Annotated in this window: 16 protein-coding genes; 3 read left to right on the top strand and 13 right to left on the bottom strand. The window is 60.1% G+C overall.

Translation table 11 applies throughout. The annotated features are described in order from the left end of the window. Positions 1-5 precede the first annotated feature (5 nt). From flgG to BR41_RS04340, 7 genes are all read right to left on the bottom strand, one after another. Positions 6-791, bottom strand: coding sequence for a flagellar basal-body rod protein FlgG (gene flgG, locus BR41_RS04370; protein ID WP_035053208.1), 786 nt, complete (start codon positions 789-791; stop codon positions 6-8). Between the two features lie 192 nt (positions 792-983). Next, a complete protein-coding gene (gene flgF / locus BR41_RS04365; RefSeq protein ID WP_035053206.1) occupies positions 984-1,721 on the bottom strand; it encodes a flagellar basal-body rod protein FlgF in 738 nt (245 codons plus the stop codon). 13 nt (positions 1,722-1,734) lie between these two features. Continuing rightward, positions 1,735-3,060 (bottom strand): flagellar hook protein FlgE, encoded by a 1,326-nt coding sequence (gene flgE, locus BR41_RS04360; protein WP_035053204.1) that lies wholly within the window; start codon positions 3,058-3,060, stop codon positions 1,735-1,737. Positions 3,061-3,116: 56 nt separating this feature from the next. Continuing rightward, positions 3,117-3,815, bottom strand: a complete 699-nt coding sequence (locus tag BR41_RS04355) for a flagellar hook assembly protein FlgD (protein ID WP_051710120.1) — start codon at positions 3,813-3,815, stop codon at positions 3,117-3,119. A gap of 19 nt (positions 3,816-3,834) precedes the next feature. Next, the gene (gene flgC, locus BR41_RS04350; protein ID WP_035053202.1) at positions 3,835-4,242 is read right to left on the bottom strand and encodes a flagellar basal body rod protein FlgC; all 408 of its coding nucleotides are present in this window, start codon (positions 4,240-4,242) and stop codon (positions 3,835-3,837) included. Positions 4,243-4,268: 26 nt separating this feature from the next. Beyond that, a complete protein-coding gene (gene flgB, locus BR41_RS04345; protein WP_035053733.1) occupies positions 4,269-4,676 on the bottom strand; it encodes a flagellar basal body rod protein FlgB in 408 nt (135 codons plus the stop codon). 292 nt (positions 4,677-4,968) lie between these two features. After that, complete coding sequence (locus tag BR41_RS04340) at positions 4,969-5,295, bottom strand: DUF2325 domain-containing protein (RefSeq protein WP_035053200.1); 327 nt, start codon at positions 5,293-5,295, stop codon at positions 4,969-4,971. Between the two features lie 299 nt (positions 5,296-5,594). Between BR41_RS04340 and BR41_RS04335 the strand changes: the two genes are divergently transcribed. Next, the gene (locus tag BR41_RS04335) at positions 5,595-7,178 is read left to right on the top strand and encodes a mechanosensitive ion channel family protein (RefSeq protein ID WP_035053197.1); all 1,584 of its coding nucleotides are present in this window, start codon (positions 5,595-5,597) and stop codon (positions 7,176-7,178) included. 157 nt (positions 7,179-7,335) lie between these two features. On the opposite strand, the gene BR41_RS04330 is transcribed toward BR41_RS04335, so the two are convergent. From BR41_RS04330 to BR41_RS04315, 4 genes are all read right to left on the bottom strand, one after another. Next, on the bottom strand, positions 7,336-8,295 hold the full coding sequence (locus BR41_RS04330) for an NAD(P)H-quinone oxidoreductase (protein WP_035053195.1): 960 nt from the start codon (positions 8,293-8,295) through the stop codon (positions 7,336-7,338). 226 nt (positions 8,296-8,521) lie between these two features. After that, on the bottom strand, positions 8,522-9,673 hold the full coding sequence (gene zapE, locus BR41_RS04325) for a cell division protein ZapE (protein WP_211251656.1): 1,152 nt from the start codon (positions 9,671-9,673) through the stop codon (positions 8,522-8,524). 181 nt (positions 9,674-9,854) lie between these two features. Beyond that, positions 9,855-11,468, bottom strand: a complete 1,614-nt coding sequence (locus BR41_RS04320; RefSeq protein WP_051710116.1) for a methyl-accepting chemotaxis protein — start codon at positions 11,466-11,468, stop codon at positions 9,855-9,857. A 140-nt stretch (positions 11,469-11,608) separates the two neighbouring features. After that, positions 11,609-12,211, bottom strand: a complete 603-nt coding sequence (locus BR41_RS04315) for a peroxiredoxin (protein ID WP_035053192.1) — start codon at positions 12,209-12,211, stop codon at positions 11,609-11,611. Between the two features lie 260 nt (positions 12,212-12,471). Between BR41_RS04315 and BR41_RS04310 the strand changes: the two genes are divergently transcribed. Next, positions 12,472-13,359, top strand: coding sequence for a type 2 periplasmic-binding domain-containing protein (locus BR41_RS04310; RefSeq protein WP_035053727.1), 888 nt, complete (start codon positions 12,472-12,474; stop codon positions 13,357-13,359). A 270-nt stretch (positions 13,360-13,629) separates the two neighbouring features. Here the strand turns inward: BR41_RS04310 and BR41_RS04305 are convergent, their stop codons facing one another. Beyond that, positions 13,630-16,080, bottom strand: a complete 2,451-nt coding sequence (locus BR41_RS04305) for an EAL domain-containing protein (RefSeq protein ID WP_084186832.1) — start codon at positions 16,078-16,080, stop codon at positions 13,630-13,632. A 218-nt stretch (positions 16,081-16,298) separates the two neighbouring features. Next, positions 16,299-16,853 (bottom strand): hemerythrin domain-containing protein, encoded by a 555-nt coding sequence (locus BR41_RS04300; RefSeq protein ID WP_035053190.1) that lies wholly within the window; start codon positions 16,851-16,853, stop codon positions 16,299-16,301. 162 nt (positions 16,854-17,015) lie between these two features. On the opposite strand from BR41_RS04300, the gene modB reads away from it, so the two are divergent. Further along, positions 17,016-17,675 carry a molybdate ABC transporter permease subunit gene (gene modB / locus BR41_RS04295; protein WP_035053188.1) on the top strand — a complete coding sequence of 220 codons (660 nt, stop codon included), beginning with the start codon at positions 17,016-17,018 and terminating at the stop codon, positions 17,673-17,675. The last annotated feature ends 8 nt before the right edge of the window (positions 17,676-17,683 follow it).

The following is a 17,683-nucleotide window of genomic DNA, read 5'->3' as shown; positions in this document are numbered from 1 at the left end:
TCACCTCACAGTTGGGACAGTTTCTGCAGCATCTGGTCGGATGCCTGAATGGCCTTGGAATTGATTTCATACGCCCGTTGCGCAGTGATCATGTTGATCAATTCTTCGGTCACGTTCACGTTGGAGGTTTCGACAAAGCCCTGATTGATCGCACCCAAACCATTGGTACCCGGCGTGCCGACCGTTGGCGCGCCAGATGCGGAGGTCTCCAGCAGCAGGTTGTCGCCAATCGATTGCAGGCCCGGCGGGTTGATGAAGGTAGCCAGCTGGATCGTGCCCAGGGTGACCGGCGCGGCCGAGTTGTTGTTGACGACCGCCGATACGGTACCGTCCTTGCCGATGGTCAGGCTGGTGGTGCCCGCCGGCACTTGCAGCGCCGGACTGATCGACAAACCGTTGGCGGTGACGACATTGCCTTGGTTATCGAGCTGGAAAGAGCCATCGCGGGTATAGGCGGTGGTGCCATCCGGCTGGGAAATCTGGAAAAAGCCATCGCCGTTGATCGCCATGTCCAGATTGTTGCTGGTCTGCTGCAAGCTACCCTGAAGGTGGATGCGCGAGGTAGCAACGGTGCGCACACCGGTGCCCAGTTGCAGGCCGGTCGGCAACTGCGTGGTCTGGCTGGTCGAACCGCCCGGCTGGCGCAGGTTTTGATACAGCAGGTCTTCAAAGACCGGGCGCTCGCGCTTGTAGCCGTTGGTGTTGACGTTGGCCAGGTTGTGGGAGATGACGTCGATGTTGGTCTGCATCGCGTCCATGCCGGTCTTGGCAATCCACAGTGAGCGCATCATGGCAATAAATCCTTGTATTTCTTATTGACCGAGCCGCTGTTTCAATCAGCTTGGCTTGCTAATCACTCCCCGCGCCCACTTGTGGGAGAGGGGCTGGGGGAGAGGGTGCATGGCATGGAAACATCGCCTTTGCCCTCTCCCTAACCCTCTCCCACAAGTGGGCGAGGGAACAAAATCCATCAACAGCCGCGCTTAAGCGAACTGGATCAACTGCGCGGCAGAACGGGCATTGGTATCCGCGTTCTGCAGCATCTGGATCTGCATATCGTATTGGCGCTGGCTGGAAACCATGTCGACAAGCTGATCGACCGAGTTCACGTTGCTGGTCTCCAGCATGCCGCCAGCCAGCTTTACCGTGGCATCCGGTTGCGCCGGGTCGCCGTTGCGCTGGCGGAACAAACCATCGCTGCCCTTCTCCAGCTCGCTCGCCGCCGGGTTCACCAGCTTGAGGCGCCCCAACTGGTTGGTCTGCGTCGGGTTGGCGAGATCGGTCGCGCTGACAGTGCCGTCCGGCGCGATGATGACCTTGGAGTTTTCCGGGATCGTAATCGGACCGTTTTCGCCCATCACCGTTTCGCCGTTGCGCGTCTTCAGCAGGCCCGTCGCATCGATTTCGAAGCTGCCATTGCGGGTGTAGGCCTCGCCGGTCGGTGTCTGCACCGTCATCCAGCCATCGCCATTCACCGCTACATCCAGATCGCGACCGGTGGCCTGCAGGATGCCGGGGCTCAGGTCTGCGCCCGTCGTTTGCTGCACCACGAAGGAACGCGTCGGCAGTGTGCCACCGCCAAACGCCGGCACGGCGCGGAACGACGCCAGCTCGGCGCGAAAGCCGGGCGTGGAGGCGTTGGCGAGGTTGTGCGCCACCGTCGCCTGCTTGTTCATCATGTGGCGGGCGCCGGTCATGGCGGTGTAGATCAAGCGATCCATAACTCAATTCGCCTTAGAGACCGTTCACGAGAGTTTGCATGATGGTGTCCTGCGCCTTGATCGTCTGCGCATTCGCCTGATAGGTACGTTGCGCGGTAATCAGATTGACGAGTTCACCGGTCAGGTCGACGTTGGAATCTTCCAGCGCGGACGATTGCAGCGACCCCAGATCGGAGGTGCCCGGGTCGCCGGTACGCGCCGCGCCGGAGGCAAAGGTTTCCACCCAGCGGTTGTCGCCCTGCGGCGCCAGACCCTGAACGTTGGCAAAGTTGGTCAGCACGATCTGGCCGATCGGCTTGGTCTGACCATTCGAATAGTTGCCCTGTACCGTGCCGTCCTTGGAAATCGTCAAACCGGTCAGGCGACCATCAGCGTAACCATCCTGCGTCAGCGAGCTGACGCCGAAGGCACTACCGAACTGGGTCGATTTGGCAAAGTTGACGGTGAATGCAAACGGGCTGGTCGCCCCGTTTGGCGCCACCAGATTGGTGGTGAAATTGAATGCGGCCACGTTGGTTGCCGCAGTGGCGGTGAGCGGATCAGTCGGCACGGTGGCGGCATCCAGCTTGCCGTTGCCATCGAATACCAGATAGCCGTTGGTACCGGCCGGCGAGCCGGTCTTGACCGGTGCCGCGCCATCAAAGCTGGTCTGCACTTCCCATTGGTTGGAGGCCACCTTGGTGAAGTAGTAGCTCAACGTATGCGACACGCCCTGCGCATCGTAAACAGTGGCGGAGGTCGAGCTGGTATAGGTGGTCGGATCGGTGATCGCCAGCGGCCCCACACCGGCCGGCGCTGCGGCACGACTGATCACCGGCTTGGAGGCATCCAGATTCATGATCATTTGCAGACCGGCATTCGCAACACCGGAGCCGCCAGTCGCACGCGCGCCGATATTGCCGACGGAGACCTGCAACGGCACCGGGTTGCCACCCTTGACCAGCAAGCCGGTGGTCGGATCGGCCATCCAGCCGGTCAGGAACTGGCCGTTGTTGTTGATGAAACCGTTCTTGTCCAGCTGGAACTGACCGTTGCGCGAATAGGAAACCGCGCCGCCGACCGATTGCAGCCGGAAAAAACCGTTACCGGTGATTGCCACGTCCATGCCGTTGTTGGTGGTCTCGGTATTGCCCTGCGAAAACTGCTGCGCGATGTCTTGCACCCGCGTACCGATACCAGCGACGTTATTCGACGATGCAAAGCTCGATGCGTAGATATCGGCAAACTCGGTGCGCGAGCTCTTGAAGCCCACCGTGGTGGAGTTGGCGATATTGTTGCCGATGACGTCGAGGTTTTTGGAAGCGGCATTCAGACCGCTCAACCCTTGCTGGAAACCCATTTTTGCCTCCCGATTGGCAATTGTTGCCGGCCATTCTTGCCGGCTGCCGAACTGGCTTATTGAATCTGTGTGATCTTGCTGAAATCGACTTTGTCGCCCGATGCCAGCTGGACTTGTACGCCGCTGCTACCGAGCAGCACGCTGGTCGCTTTTTGCCACGTCTGTGTATCCAGCGTGATCTGCTTGCCGTTCTGATCCAGGCCAGCGGCGGCGATGGTGTATTCACCGGCCGGGTAATAGGTGCCATCCGCTTTCTTGCCGTCCCAGCTCACCGGGATCGACGTCGCACCATTGGGTGTCAGCACGGCCTTGTCGACCACTTCGCCCGTGCTTGAAACGATATTGACCTGAACCGCCGTCGTGCCCGCCGGCACGGTCACTTGCCCGCCTACCGTCGTGTTCTGGCCACCGAATTCCAGCTTGTTGCCACTGCTCAGCACGCTCTTGCCGATCAAGCCGGAGGCTTGCAGGCCTTGCGATGAGGAAAACGCCGTGAGCAGGTTGTTCGTCGATGCGTTGAGCTTTTGCAGCTGGGTCACCGTGTTGATCTGCGCCATCTGGCTGGTGAACTGGGCGTTATCCATCGGGTTCATCGGGTCTTGGCTTTGCAGCTGCTTGACCAGAAGCTTCATGAAGGTGTCTTGCTGACTCGACACCGCACTATCCGCGGCAGACGTGGACGACGAGGAAGTCGAATTGGTCTTGTTCAGGCTGGTGTAGTCGAAACTGGTGCTGCTGGGCGCGGAGGTAGTCATCGCGGTGCTCCTTCAATCATCACTGGCCGAGCTGCAGGGTGCGCAGCATCAGCGTCTTGGCGGTGTTCATCACGTCTGCATTCGTCTGGTACGAACGCGAGGCGGAGATCATGTTGGTCATTTCTTCCACCACATCGACATTCGGCATGGCGATGTAGCCATTGCTGTCAGCCAGCGGGTTTTTCGGGTCGTACACCAGCTTGGGCGGTGTCTGGTCTTCCAATACCCCAGCAACTTTCACGCCAACCGCCTTGCGATCACCGCCAATCGGCGCAGCCTGAAACACCACTTGCTTGGCGCGGTACGGCTGACCGTTCGAACTGGTGGCAGATTCGGCATTGGCCATATTGCTCGCCACCACGTTGAGGCGGATCGACTGCGCCGTCATGGCGCTGGATGCGATGTCGAAGACCTTGAACAAAGACATGATTCAGTTTCCTTGGTCAGCGACGGTTATTGGGTGGACAGCGCGGTTTTCATGGTGCTGATCTGCCCTTGCATGAAGGTGATCGCAGCTTGGTAACGGATCGCGTTATCGGAAAACTCGCGCATTTCCGTATTCATTTCGACCGTGTTGCCATCGATCGACGGCTGGAAAGGATTGCGGTACTGCAGTTGCGGCGACAGCGGATTGGCCACGCCCGACTTCGGCTGCAGGTGGTGCGCATCGGTCGTGGCCATTTGCCCTGCGTGTTGCTTGGCCGTGGCGGCATCGAAAGCGGAGCGGAAGTCAAAATCACGCGCCTTGTAGTTCGGCGTATCGGCGTTGGCGATATTGGCGGCGATCACTTCCTGACGTTGCGAGCGCAATTTGAGCGCCGTTTCTGAAGTGCGGAAGTAATCGTTGATCTGTCCAAGCATGGCCATCTCCGGTTGGGTTAGGCATAGCTAAGCAGGAATCATGCCATTGGGAAGTTGGCAGTCGGCGGCCATCAAATGCAGAAAAACAGCAGCAAAAAGGCCCGGAAGCATGTCCGGGCCGATCAAGTGCGGAGTGTTGCTGTGATGCCAGCGGCAAGCTTTGCCGGGCGCAACGTTTAGAGCCGCCAACAAAACCCAGCGTAGCGGTGCTGGCTAGGCGTGCGAAGCGCAGACAGTACAACTGGTACGGCAAGCAAACACAACAACGCCAGCAGGGTTTTGTTGGTGGCGCTCAGTGCAGCTTGCGATTCGGGCAGGTATCGCACGTCTTCTGGCAAGCGCCAATCTTGTCGAGCGACTGCGAGAGCGAACACACCGAGCGCCGACAAGCGACGAAACGGATTTTTTCCTCGTTCGCCAGATCGCGGTAATGGCGCATCACGTTATGCCCCAGAAAATCGGTAAACAAGATGATGAGATCAACGCCCTTGAGGCTGGCTGGCTTGCGCTGATGCGCGGCGTGCCGGCCCGAGACGTGTTTGTGGATGGTGATGCCGTATTGGGTGAGCAGATCCGGAATATTGCCGAGCACGTCCGCGCCAACGAGGTATGCGTTCACATCCGTTCTCCTGAAATGAAGGGAAATTGCGGTGGGCTGCACCGCGATGGAGGCGATTACAACACAAATGAGAATCGTTATCAAATTGGTGAGGTGTGAGGTGGCGAGTGTATTAACGCTACGTGCCAAGACAAGCGCCTTATTTGAAAAATAACGGGTTTACCCCTCATTCCTCACACCTTTCCCCTCACATCTCTTACCCTTTTCCTCCGTTTGCAGCGAAAATCGCGACATCCTCTGGCAAGACATGCCACCGTCCTGTCTCGCCGACCACGACCCAACTTTCCGGTTTTCCTGCCATGCGCGCTCTGTTTGTCCTGTTGTTCACCCTGCTCTACGGCCCGGCGTTGGCCGATGTCGCGACGCCAGCGGCCCCTGCCGACGCCAATGTGACCGTCAACAACCGCATCGTCGTCACCATGCACGCCACCTTGCTGGGCTTCACGCCGGAACAACGGGCCGAAGCGGCGGCCAAGCGCATCCGTCGCCTGCTGGGCCACGGCTCGCCGACCAAGCTGGCGGTCACAGCCGATGCGACCGGCGCCATCGTCCAATACGACGGCGACATGCTGTTCATCGTCGGCCGGGACGATGTCGACATCCCTGCCGGCGAAACACTGACCGGCAAGGCGGAAGCAGCCAAACAACAAGTCGCGCAATTGCTGGAAGACAGCAGGGGCTTCGATAACGCCAGCCAGTACGTCACGGCGATTGCCAAGGCGATGCTCGCCACCGTGCTGCTCGCCGCCGCGTTCTGGGCGCTCTCCCGACTGTGGCGTTTGTGGTTGCGGCTGACGCGTTATCTGCTGCATCGGCTGGCCGGCCCGAAGCATTGGCGCAAGGTGCTGCCGCTGCGGCTGATCAGGACCGTGCTCAAAGTGGTGAGCCATTTGTTGCTGTGGCCCACCGTGCTCGCGGTGGTCTACGTCTGGCTCTCCACTGTGCTGCGCCTGTTTCCCTATACCCGCGTGTGGGGCGAGGAACTCGACGCGCAGGTCATCGGTCTGCTGACCCGTTTCGCGCTGGCGATCATCAGCGCGCTACCCAGCGTGACCGTGGTGCTGTTGATCCTGCTGATCACGCGCTGGGCGACCAAAGGCATCAACTACCTGTTCCGGCAACTGGAAAGCGGCCGGGTACAGCTCACTTTCTTCGACCGCGATACCGCCGAGACCACGCGCAAACTGCTCACCGTCGCGGCCTGGCTGTTCTCGATTGCGATGATCTACCCGTATCTGCCCGGCGCGAACACGGAGGCGTTCAAGGGTCTCTCCGTCATGGTCGGGTTGATGGTGTCGCTGGGCGCATCCAGCGTCGTCGGCCAACTGGCTTCGGGGCTGATCCTGATCTACTCGCGGGCTATCAAGGTGGGGGAATACGTGGCGGTCGGCGCGGAAGAAGGCACCGTGGCCGAGATCGGCCTGTTCGCCACCAAGATCCACACCAATCTGCGTGAAGAACTGAGCATTCCCAATTCGGTACTGGTGAGCCAGAGCGTGAAGAATTTCTCGCGACTGGCACGCGGCGGCGGCGTGATCTGCAAGATTTCAGTCACCATCGGCTACGACACGCCGTGGCGGCAGGTGGAGGCGATGTTGCTGGAAGGCGCAACACGTACCGATGGCATCCGCAACGTGCCCGCGCCACGTGTCTTCCAGACTGCCCTCTCCGACTTCTACGTTGAATACCATCTGCGCTTCGCCATCGATGATCCGGCGCAGCGCATCTTCGTGCTGTCAGTGCTCAACGGCAATGTGCAGGACGTGTTCAACGAAAACCGCGTCCAGATCATGAGCCCGCATTATGTGGAAGACCCGCAAGCGGCCAAGATGGTGAAGCCGGAGGATTTCTATCTCGCCCCAGCGAAGAAGCCGGAGGGGTGAGGCGTGAGGCGTGAGGCGTGAGGCGTGAGGCGTGAGGCGTGAGGCGTGAGGCGTGCAGATTGTGTGTCCGAGAAACCTTGTAGGAGCGAGCTTGCTCGCGATAGCAGTGGTGAATGACACGATGCCATCGCGAGCAAGCTCGCTCCTACAAAATCAGCTACGCCGCACGCAAAACGACTTTGCCTAGATTGTGACCACCCCGCACCCAATCATGCGCAGCCTGCGCCTCGGCCAGCGGGAATACCCGGCTGATATGGATACCGATCCGCCCATCCAGCACACCTGGCAACACTTCATCCCGCAATGCCGCCGCCAGTTTCGCCTTCACCGCCAGTGGCTGTGGTCGCAGGGTTGAGCCGCGAATCCGCTGGCGTTTGACCAGCATCACGCCGAGGTTGATCTCGGCACTCGTGCCATTCAGCAAACCAATCAGGATCAACCGGCCATCGGCGTTAAGGCAACTCTGGTTACGCGGCAGGTAATCGCCGCCGACGCCATCCAGAATGAAGTCCACCCCACCAGCGGCTTTCACCTCGGCGGCGAAATCCTGCTCGCGATAATTCACCACCAGATCGGCCCCGAGCGCGCGGCAAAACGCAGCCTTCTCCGCGCTGCCCACCGTCGTCGCCACCCATGCTCCGCGTGATTTCGCCAGCTGGATCGCCACCGCGCCAACGCCGCTCGCGCCAGCATGAATCAACGCGCTCTCGCCGGATTGCAAACCGCCGAGTTCGATCAGGTTGAACCACGCCGTCATCCACGCTTCCGGCAGGGCCGCGGCCTGCTCAAAGGTCAAGGACTCGGGCTTGTGAAGCGCTAGCGCGGCATCGAGCACGCAGAATTCGGCATAGGCCCCACCGCCGACCAGACCGAATACGGCATCGCCAATGGCAAAGCCGCTGGCACCCGCACCAACGGCCACCACCTCACCGGCGATTTCCAGACCAAGGATGTTTGATTCGCCCGGCGGTGGCGGATATTTGCCAGCGGCCTGCATCAAATCGGCGCGATTGACGCCAGCTGCGCGTACCTGCACCAACAGTTGATTGGGGCCGGCTACGGGCACTGGCGCTTGGCCCCTTTGCAGGCCATGGGTGGTGATTTCGATTGCGTGCATAGGTGGCATTCCGGTTGAAAACTTTAAATCTTGAACCACAGAGGACACAGCGTTTCGTAGGGCGGGTTACCCGCCGGATATTCGCGTGGCATACCCAGCCTGCGGCGGGCTACGCAGCAAGCTGCTAACCCGCCCTACATTGCACTGTACCTACAGGTTCTCGCCTTTGCCTTTCATCTGTGAACCTCTGTGGTTCAAGACGTAGGTACTGCCATTGGTGCGGAAACTACGTCTCCGTCACGCCAGCCATGCTCTCGTCCACCGACTGGTGCGGCAGCGACAGATATTCCTTGCTCTGCATCTCGGTCAACCGGCTGGCGGTGCGAAAGAACTCGCTCGCCTGCGCGCCTTCGGTATAGAGCTGATCGGCCGGCACCTCGGCGCTGATGATCAGCTTCACGCGGTGGTCGTAGAACACGTCGACCATCCAGGTAAAGCGACGTGCCTGGTTTGAATTGCGCGAGGAAAGCTTTGGAATGCCCGCGACGATGACCGTGTGATACAGGTGCGCTAGCGCCAGATAGTCCGTCTGCCCCCGACCATCGCCGCAGACCACGTCGAAATCGAACCAGACGATGCCCGGTGCGTGGCGCACGGCGTTGACCTTGCGGCCTTCCACGGTCAGGGTCTTGGATTGATCCTTGCCGGTCGAAATGGCATCGAACAAGGTGCCGAGTTCAGCCTTGTGTGCGTCGGACAACGGGGTGAGATAGGTACGTGCGGCAGTCAGCGTGCGCATGCGGTAGTCCTGACCGCCATCGACACTGAGCACATCGAGCGTGCGCTTCAGGAGATCGATCGTCGGCAGGAAGTTGGTGCGCATCAAGCCATTCGGATACAGCCCATCCGGCGCGTAGTTACTGGTCGTCACCAGCACCACGCCCCGTGCGAACAGGTGCTCCATCAGCCGGCCAAGAATCATGGCGTCGGCAATGTCGGAGACGTGGAATTCATCGAAGCACAACACCCGCACCGCCTTGGCCCACTTTTCCGCCACTTTCGCCAACGGGTCGTCGCTCCCGGCCTGTTTGCGTAGCTCGGCGTGGATTTCCTGCATGAACTGGTGGAAGTGCAGCCGTTTTTTGCGGATGTAGGGCAGGCCGGCAAAAAAGGCATCCATCAGGAAGCTCTTGCCGCGCCCCACCCCGCCCCATAGCCACAAACCACGTGGTAGATCCGGCTGGGGCAACAGGCTCTTGCCGAACAGGCGGCTACGTTTCTTTTTGAATTCAACCAACTGCTGCCAGAGCAACTCCAGTCGGGCAATGGCCTCGGCTTGCGCGGCATCGGCGATGAAACCGGGCTGGCCGGCGATGTGTTGATACCAGGTTTGGGGGCTCACGCCGCTGGCGGGTGGCGCGATCACGTGCTGAGACATCGGGAACCGTGGGCAGACAGGGAAAGCGCAATTTTATCCCGCTGGAAAATAAAAGACGAAAGGCAAAGCCTGTAGACGAGAGGTAAAACGGGATTTGTAGCCCGGACGGCTTGCCGGCCGGGGCCACTGCAGCAAAAGAGAGAGCCCCGGGCCGGCAAGCCGTCCGGGCTACATGACTCACTCAAGTCGCGAATCGCCCCGCCGTGCCACGCATCGTTTCGGCCAATGCGCGCAGCGACCGGGCCAGCTGCGTCGTCTCGCCGGCAATCACGCTGTTTTCTTCCGACATCTGCGAAATCTTTTCGACGTTGCCGGCCAGGATATGGCTGGCTTCGCTTTGCTCCTTGAGCGCTTCGGCGATGACCTGGATTTCCGATTCGACCCGGCGCGCGCCGTCCGTGATGTCGACGACGGACTTGCCCGCCTCGCCAGCCAGCTCGACGCCCCGATTAACGCGGATCACCGCACCGCTCATGCCTTGCACTGCTTCTTGCGAGGCATGCTGAATGCTGCCGATCTTGATGGTGATGTCTTGGGTGGCGAGGCGAGTGCGTTCGGCCAATTTGCGCACCTCATCGGCCACTACGGCAAAGCCGCGCCCTTGTTCACCGGCACGCGCAGCCTCGATCGCGGCATTGAGCGCCAGCAAGTTGGTCTGGTCGGCCACATCGCGAATGACCTGCACGATGCTGGTGATCTCGGTCGACTGCTGCCCCAAGCGCTCGATGCTGCCAGCGACTTCGCGAATCGTGATCGCGATGCCTTCCATTTCCGCCACGGCATCGTTGATTACACCGCCACCACGCCGGGCGTGCCCATCGGCCTCGCCGGACGCCTTGAGCGCCACATCCGCGCTCTCCGATACCTGGGCGATGCTGGTGGTCAGTTGCTCGACCGCTGCAGCCATCGTGCTGGAAGCGTCGCTTTGCTTGGCTGAGTCATCCGACACCCGCCCTGATGAATCAGCCAGCCGGACCGACAACGTGGACAACTCGTCGGATGCACCGATGATGCTGCGCAAGGCTTGCCGAACCGATTCGACCAACTGGTTGAATGCGACAGCAGTCAGTCCGATCTCGTCATGCCGGCCCGCTTCGACCTGACGGGTGAAATCAAGCCGCTCGCCAATTTCGACAATGGTGGCCTGCATACGCCGCAATGGCCGCACGATGGCCGGAATCAACCACAAGCCAAGCAGCACGCTGGCGATCAGGATCAGGCTGATCCACATGATCATCTGGCTGCGGCCGGATGAAAACGCGGCGTGGGCGGCCTCGCTGCTGGTCGTTGCTACTTTCGCGTTGTATTCGACGATCTTGTCGATGGTGGGCAGGAAGTTGCGGAAGGCTTTGCGGCTATCGCCACGGAAATACGCCAGCGCGGCATCGTGCTGACCACCCGCCACCAAGGCGCGAAATTGCTGGTCGGACTGGAAGTATGTGCGCTTGGCCCCGAGGTAAGCCTCGTTCATCGCCTTTTCTTCCGGCGCATTGATCAGGGCCGCATAGGCGGCTTCATGCTTGGCCAGATCGTCGAGATTCTGTTGCTGGCGCTGAATCGTGTCCTTGATTTCTGCGTCGTCTTTCGCGATCAGTAGCTGGGTTTCGCGATTACGGAAATCGATCAAGTCGGCTCGCATCGACAGCGAATATTGCACGCTCGGCATCGCAACACCGGTGACGTCATCGACCGCGCTGGACAATCGGGACAAGGACGAGATGCCGACCATGCCCATGATCGCGGCAAAGAGCACCATCAAGGCGTAGGAAACGATCAGCTTGCGGGAAATGGTCATGGCTGGCTCCAAGGCTCGTATATAACCGCAGAAACACTCAAGACAGCATAGTGCAAGCCACCCCGACCTACCGATCTGGCGGACAAACAAAAACCGCCGGAATAATCCGGCGGTTTTCGTAGACGGGTACAGCCAGCGAATCAGAGCTGGGCAGCCTCCGCAGCCAGGTATTCAGCCACGCCGGCCGCGTCGGCCTTCATGCCCTTCTTACCCTTGTTCCAGCCAGCCGGGCAAACTTCGCCGTGCTCTTCGGTGAACTGCAGCGCATCGACCAGACGCAGGGTTTCGTCGATGTTGCGGCCCAGCGGCAGGTTGTTGACGTACTGGTGTTGCACCACGCCGCTCTTGTCGATCAGGAACGTGCCACGGAAGGCCACGCCATCAGCGGACTCCACGTCGTAGGCCTTGGCGATTTCATGCTTCAGGTCAGCCACGAGGGTGTAGCCGACCGGGCCGATGCCGCCCTTTTCAACCGGGGTGTTGCGCCATGCGCTGTGGGTGAACTGGCTGTCGATGGAGACGCCGATCACTTCGACATTGCGCTTCTTGAACTCTTCCAGACGGTGATCGAAGGCGATCAGTTCGGACGGGCACACGAAGGTGAAGTCAAGCGGGTAGAAGAACACCACGGCGTACTTGCCCTTGGCGGCTTGGCTCAGGGTGTAGTTTTCAACGATTTCGCCGGAACCGAGTACGGCTGCTGCAGTGAAATCAGGGGCTTGCTTGCCTACGAGAACGGCCATGATGGTCTCCTTGGGTTTACGAAGTTCGGGGGTAATTCAGGTTCAAGGGAAGATAGACGTCGGTCGAACAGACGTCCAATCGGGAAACTTGATGCGATTGATAGCGTACTTCTATTTCAGTTCTGCCATGACCGGGCATTGTATTCATGCGGCATGGGCGACGAACGGGCCGGCAGAAGCGCCGGAGCGGATTGCGTACACCTGTAAGCCTTGCGATGATGGCAAGTGCAGACACTTACAACTACAACGAGGAGCCTACCATGTCGCCCGCCCTTTCCCGTCGCACCCTGCTCGCATTGTTGACCTGCACGCTGTTCGCACCGATGGCATGGTCAGCCGATAACGACCCCATCACCATCCTCACCCAGCAAGACGTTTACAACGACTACCAGCATTTCATCGGCACCCGCGACCCGCTGACCCTGACCCGTTTCGACGGTGACGGCTCACGCCGCGATGTGGTCGAGCTGGTACTGGTGCAACAGGCATTGGCGCTCGGCGGCCTGAAACGACCGGTGCGGCTGGTGAAGGTTGATAACAGCAGCGACTCCTACAGCCGCTACCTGAAGGAAATCCTCTCCGGCAACGCCACCATGGGCGGCAATACCGCCTGGATGGTCGACCTCAAATCGCTGGAAGACAAGGTGTTCGTCAGCCCGCCGCTCATTCGCCAAGGTGAATTCGAAGCCGGGCTCTACACCACGCCGGACAACGCGAATGCATTGGCCGCCAAGACCTTGCCACAAGTGCAAAAGCTCACCGCCGTCGTGGCCGAGAGCTGGAAGCCGGATGTCATGACGCTCGATAGCCTCAAGTTCAGCCAGGTACTGAAAACGCAAAGCTGGGATTCGATGGTCGGCATGGTGGTCAAGCATCGTGCCGACGTGCTACTGGCGCCGTTCCAGCCCACCGCGGATATGTCGCTGGAAGCCGCCGGCCACAAGTTCGTGCCGATTCCCAACGTCAAGGTCGGCCTGCAGGGCAGCCGCCATCTCTTCGTGAGCAAACTCGCCCCCAACGGCAACGAAACCGCCCAGGCGCTGGAAAAAGGTCTGACGATGTTGCGCGAAAAGGGCGTGATCGAGCGGGCGTACAAGGAATCGGGGTTCTTTAATATGCGGACGGCGAATTGGAATCGGTTGAACTAGCCGTACGTATAGCCGGCCGGGGTGAGATGGTGTCAAGCAAACCCCGGCCACCAAAGGTGTCCGGGCTACATATTTGCTCCCCTCTCACACTTGTGGGAGAGGGGCTGGGGGGGGGGGTCATACCAAGGGCAGCGTTCTTTGCTAGCACCCTCTTCCTAACCCTCTCCCACTCATAGCTGAGCAAATCTGAAGCCTTGCACGCAAGGGCGAGGGGATTTAAAACAATAACGGCCGCAATCGCGGCCGTTATTGTTTGGAGCAGGGCTGTACTCACACCCCACTCACCTTGACCTCACCATACGGTGAAGCCAGCGGGCGACCGGCAATGGCGGGCTCCGGCCGACCAATATGGAAGCCCTGCAGATAGTCGACGCCTATCTCCTGCAGCACCCGCACGATGGCTTCGTTCTCGACATACTCGGCAATCGTCTTGCGACCCATTGCATGCGCGATGCGATTCACCGCCAGCACCATCTGCCGGCTCACGTCATCCTCGGCCACGTCACGCACCAGGCTACCGTCGATCTTCAGGTAATCCACGTTCAGCGTCTTCAGATAGGTGAAGGACGAGAAGCCGCTGCCGAAATCATCCAGCGCAAAGCGGCAGCCACGGGCGCGCAAGGCTTCGATAAACAGCGACGATTCCTTGATATTCGCAATCGCGCTGGTTTCGGTGATTTCAAAGCAGATGCGGTCGGCCGGCACCGGGTTTTCATCCAATCGTTCCAGCACGAACGCCAGCGTCTGCCGGTTGAGCGACTTGCCGGACAGGTTCACCGACAACTCCGGCAAGACCTCGCCACGGGCCTGACGGATCGATAGCTCATCCAGTACGTGCGCCACCACCCAGCGATCGATGGTCGCCATCAAGTCATAACGCTCTGCGGCCGGAATGAACGCCCCGGGGGAAATGAGGCGGCCCTTCTCGTCTTCCAGCCGCAGCAGCACTTCGTAATGCGGGATCGCGTGTTGGCCGAGGGTCGGCACGATCGGCTGGTAATGCAGCTTGAAGCGGTTGGTCTCGGCCGCTTGCCGCAAGGTGGACAACAGTTGCAGCTCGTTGTGGCGACTCTGCAGGTCTTCCTCGCCGCCGCGATACCACGAGAACCGGTTGCGGCCCGCTTCCTTCGCGGCAAAGCAAGCCACGTCGGCGCGGCTCATGGCTTCCTGCGGCGTGGAGCATTCCTGATCCATGCGCACCATGCCCAGACTGCCGGTCACGGTGAAGGGGCGATCCAGCCAGACGAAGCGGTATTGCTCCAGCGCCACCAGCACCTGCATCGCAATCACTTGCGCCTCGGCTTCATCCAGATCGCTCAGCAGCACGCCGAATTCGTCGCCGCCCAGCCGGCCGATCAAGGCGTTTTCCGGCAGCAGCTCCAGCAGCATGCGCGCCAGCTGGCGCAGCAATTCATCGCCAGCCTGATGGCCGCAGGTGTCGTTGACGAGCTTGAATTGATCCAGATCGATCTGCATCAGCATGCGGCGTGCGCCGGTCAGCTTGACGGCCTCATTCGCCTGCACCAGCGCACTCATGAAACCACGCCGGTTGGTCAGGCCAGTCAATTCATCATGTGTGGCCTGATAGGCCAGCCGCGCGGTCAACGCTTCGGCGGCACTCACATCATGCAAGGCCACCACGTAACCAATGCGGCGGCCGTCCCAATCGCTGATCGAGGCGATGGCGACCTCCACAATGAACCGGTCGCCATTGCGGTTGATCAACGTGGCCTTGTCGCGCTGCTGCCGCTTGCTGGAGGCCTGCGCCGCCTGCATCAGTCGCGACAAACGCGGGCCTTGCGCGTCAGCGGCCGTGACCAGCACATCGCCAATCGGCAGCCCCTTGGCTTCGGCGAAGCTCCAGCCAATCAATTTCTCCGCCGCCGGGTTCAGCAGCTTGACGTAGCCATCGGCGGTCGTCGTGACGATGGCATCGGCCACCGAAATCAGCGTGACCTCGGCCAGCTCTTTTTCCTGGAACAGCTCGCGCTGTGCCGCATCGCGGTCTTCGATCCCCTGCTGCAGGTTCTGCCGCATAGTGTTGAACGCATCAGTCAGCGCCTGCAACTCATCCTGGCTATTGCCCGGCCGTGCCAGATCGAGCGGCGCAGACAAGCGTTCGTAATTGAACTTGCGGGTGTAATCGGCGATATGGCTCAAATGGCGCGCAATCAGGCGGTGGTACAGCCACAGGAAGCACAGCGCCGAAGCGCCCATGCCGGAGCCAAGCAACAGCAGCATCCGCTTCACTTGCGAAGTCAGCTGCGATTCGAGGCCATCCAGCGTGTTGACGAGGCGCAACTCACCCAGCCGCACCGATTTGCCGGTCAGCGGGTGATTGTAATTAACGGGGTAGGTCTTGCTGATGACGTTATGCGGGTCGCCATTGAGCGCGCCGACCTGATAGCGCGTGCCATCCGGTTCAACCAGTTCGACCCAGTTGACCGCCTTGGTCTGCAGCAGGGAATTGAGTTGGGTGTGGACTGCTTCGGTGTTGACCAGCCAGAGATTGGACGCCAATTGCGGCGTCACGCTGCGGGCGAGCGTATTCAGATCCGTGCTGATTTGCGCGAGGCTGCGCTGGTATTCCTGTTTGACCAGGAAGAACGTCAACGACAGCGTAACGACGAAGCTGGTGATGACTACGGCTGCAACCAGACGCCATGCCAGACGGTTGGCTTGGTAAAACTGACTGAAACGGCGGTCCAATGAGTGAAGCACGGTATTTTATTTGAATCGAATCAAGTGTAATGGCGGTCGACTTCGAGCATAAACGGCGAATACGGCTGGCACAAATTGTAAGGCTTTGTCGACGTCAAAATGGCGACACATCCCCCGAAAAATAGCGCGATTTGCTTATTTATAGCGCCTGTCGCGGCGGTTTCAGAATCAGATTACATACAGGGCGAGTCGTCAAGAAAGCTTTCTCGGAAAGTAAATTAGCGACCACTGATCGAGACCGGTGGCTGGCGTCGTTTTTCCATTCTGGCACCAATACCGGCCAGCGTTGCCGCATCCAGCAAACGGCCCACATGGGGATAGACATCGTTTTCCTCGCGCGCGGCATGTTGCGGGTAGCGCCGGGCGAATTCTTCGGCCAAATCTCGCGGCAGCGTAGCCCCCTCGCTCGCCCCCGATTCCCCGCCAACAATCAGCTGCAGCGCCGCCCGCACGCGCAGCCACAAGGCATCCAGCTCAAGGTGTTCGGCCGAGAGGGCCAGGATTTCTGCTCGCAATGCCGGCTCGGCACAAGCCAGCAAGGCGGGGAACAGATCGTCTTCTTCATCTTGATGGTGCAGCGGCGCGGCGATATCGAAATACCGCAAGATGCCACGCGCCGCATCCTGCGCTACATCGTCACAACCACGGCGTTCCAGATGTTCGGCGAGCTTGGCGGTCAACGCGGCAAAGCGCCTGATCTTGTCGTGGCAGGTGATCAACATCTCGATCGGCGCTTCAAAGCTGCCCCCTTCCTGCTCAAACAATCCAACCACACCAGTCCCCTCCAACCCAAGACACCGGCATTATATAAGACACCCGAGGTGCGCCCGCGCCTTTATCCAGCGACAATGGGCGGCTTGTAACTGCTGGCAGCTGCACCGCGGTTACAGCCCTCTAACCCGATCAGAACCCTCAGACCCGAACCGAAGCAACCGATGGATTGGCAACCGCTCCTGCTTACCCTGCGCCTAGCGCTCGTCACCACGGCGATCCTGTTCGTGCTCGGCGTGCCCTTGGCCGGCTGGCTCGCACTGACCAAGAGCCGCTTCAAGCCGCTGGCCGAAGCGCTGCTGGCCATGCCGCTGGTACTGCCACCATCCGTGCTCGGCTTCTATCTGCTGCTGGCCTTTAGCCCCGCCAACGCCTTCGGGCAATGGATCGAACACGTGTTCGGCATCCGGCTGGTATTCAGCTTTACCGGCCTTGTGATTGCCTCAGTGATTTTCAGCCTGCCCTTCATGGTGCAACCGCTGCAAGCCGGGTTTGAAGCCTTGCCGGCGCAGTGGGTGGAAGCGGCGCGCACCCTCGGCAAACATCGCCGCGACATCCTCGCCCATGTGTTGCTACCCAATGCCAAGGGCGCGCTGCTGTCTGGCGGTGTACTGGCGTTTGCGCACACGGTGGGTGAGTTCGGCGTAGTGCTGATGATCGGCGGCAACATCCCCGGTGTGACCCGCGTGGCATCGATCGCCATTTACAACGATGTGGAAAGCCTCAACTACGCCGCCGCGCACAGCTACGCCGGCATCTTGTGTGCGCTGAGCTTCGCCGTGGTGATTGGCTTGTATGTCTTCAAGCGGCAGCGCGGGCAATGAACCCATCC

It is taken from the genome of Andreprevotia chitinilytica DSM 18519, from assembly GCF_000711875.1.
GTDB classification, from domain to species: Bacteria; Pseudomonadota; Gammaproteobacteria; order Burkholderiales; family Chitinibacteraceae; genus Andreprevotia; species Andreprevotia chitinilytica.
This window is presented reverse-complemented; position numbering and strand designations above follow the sequence as displayed.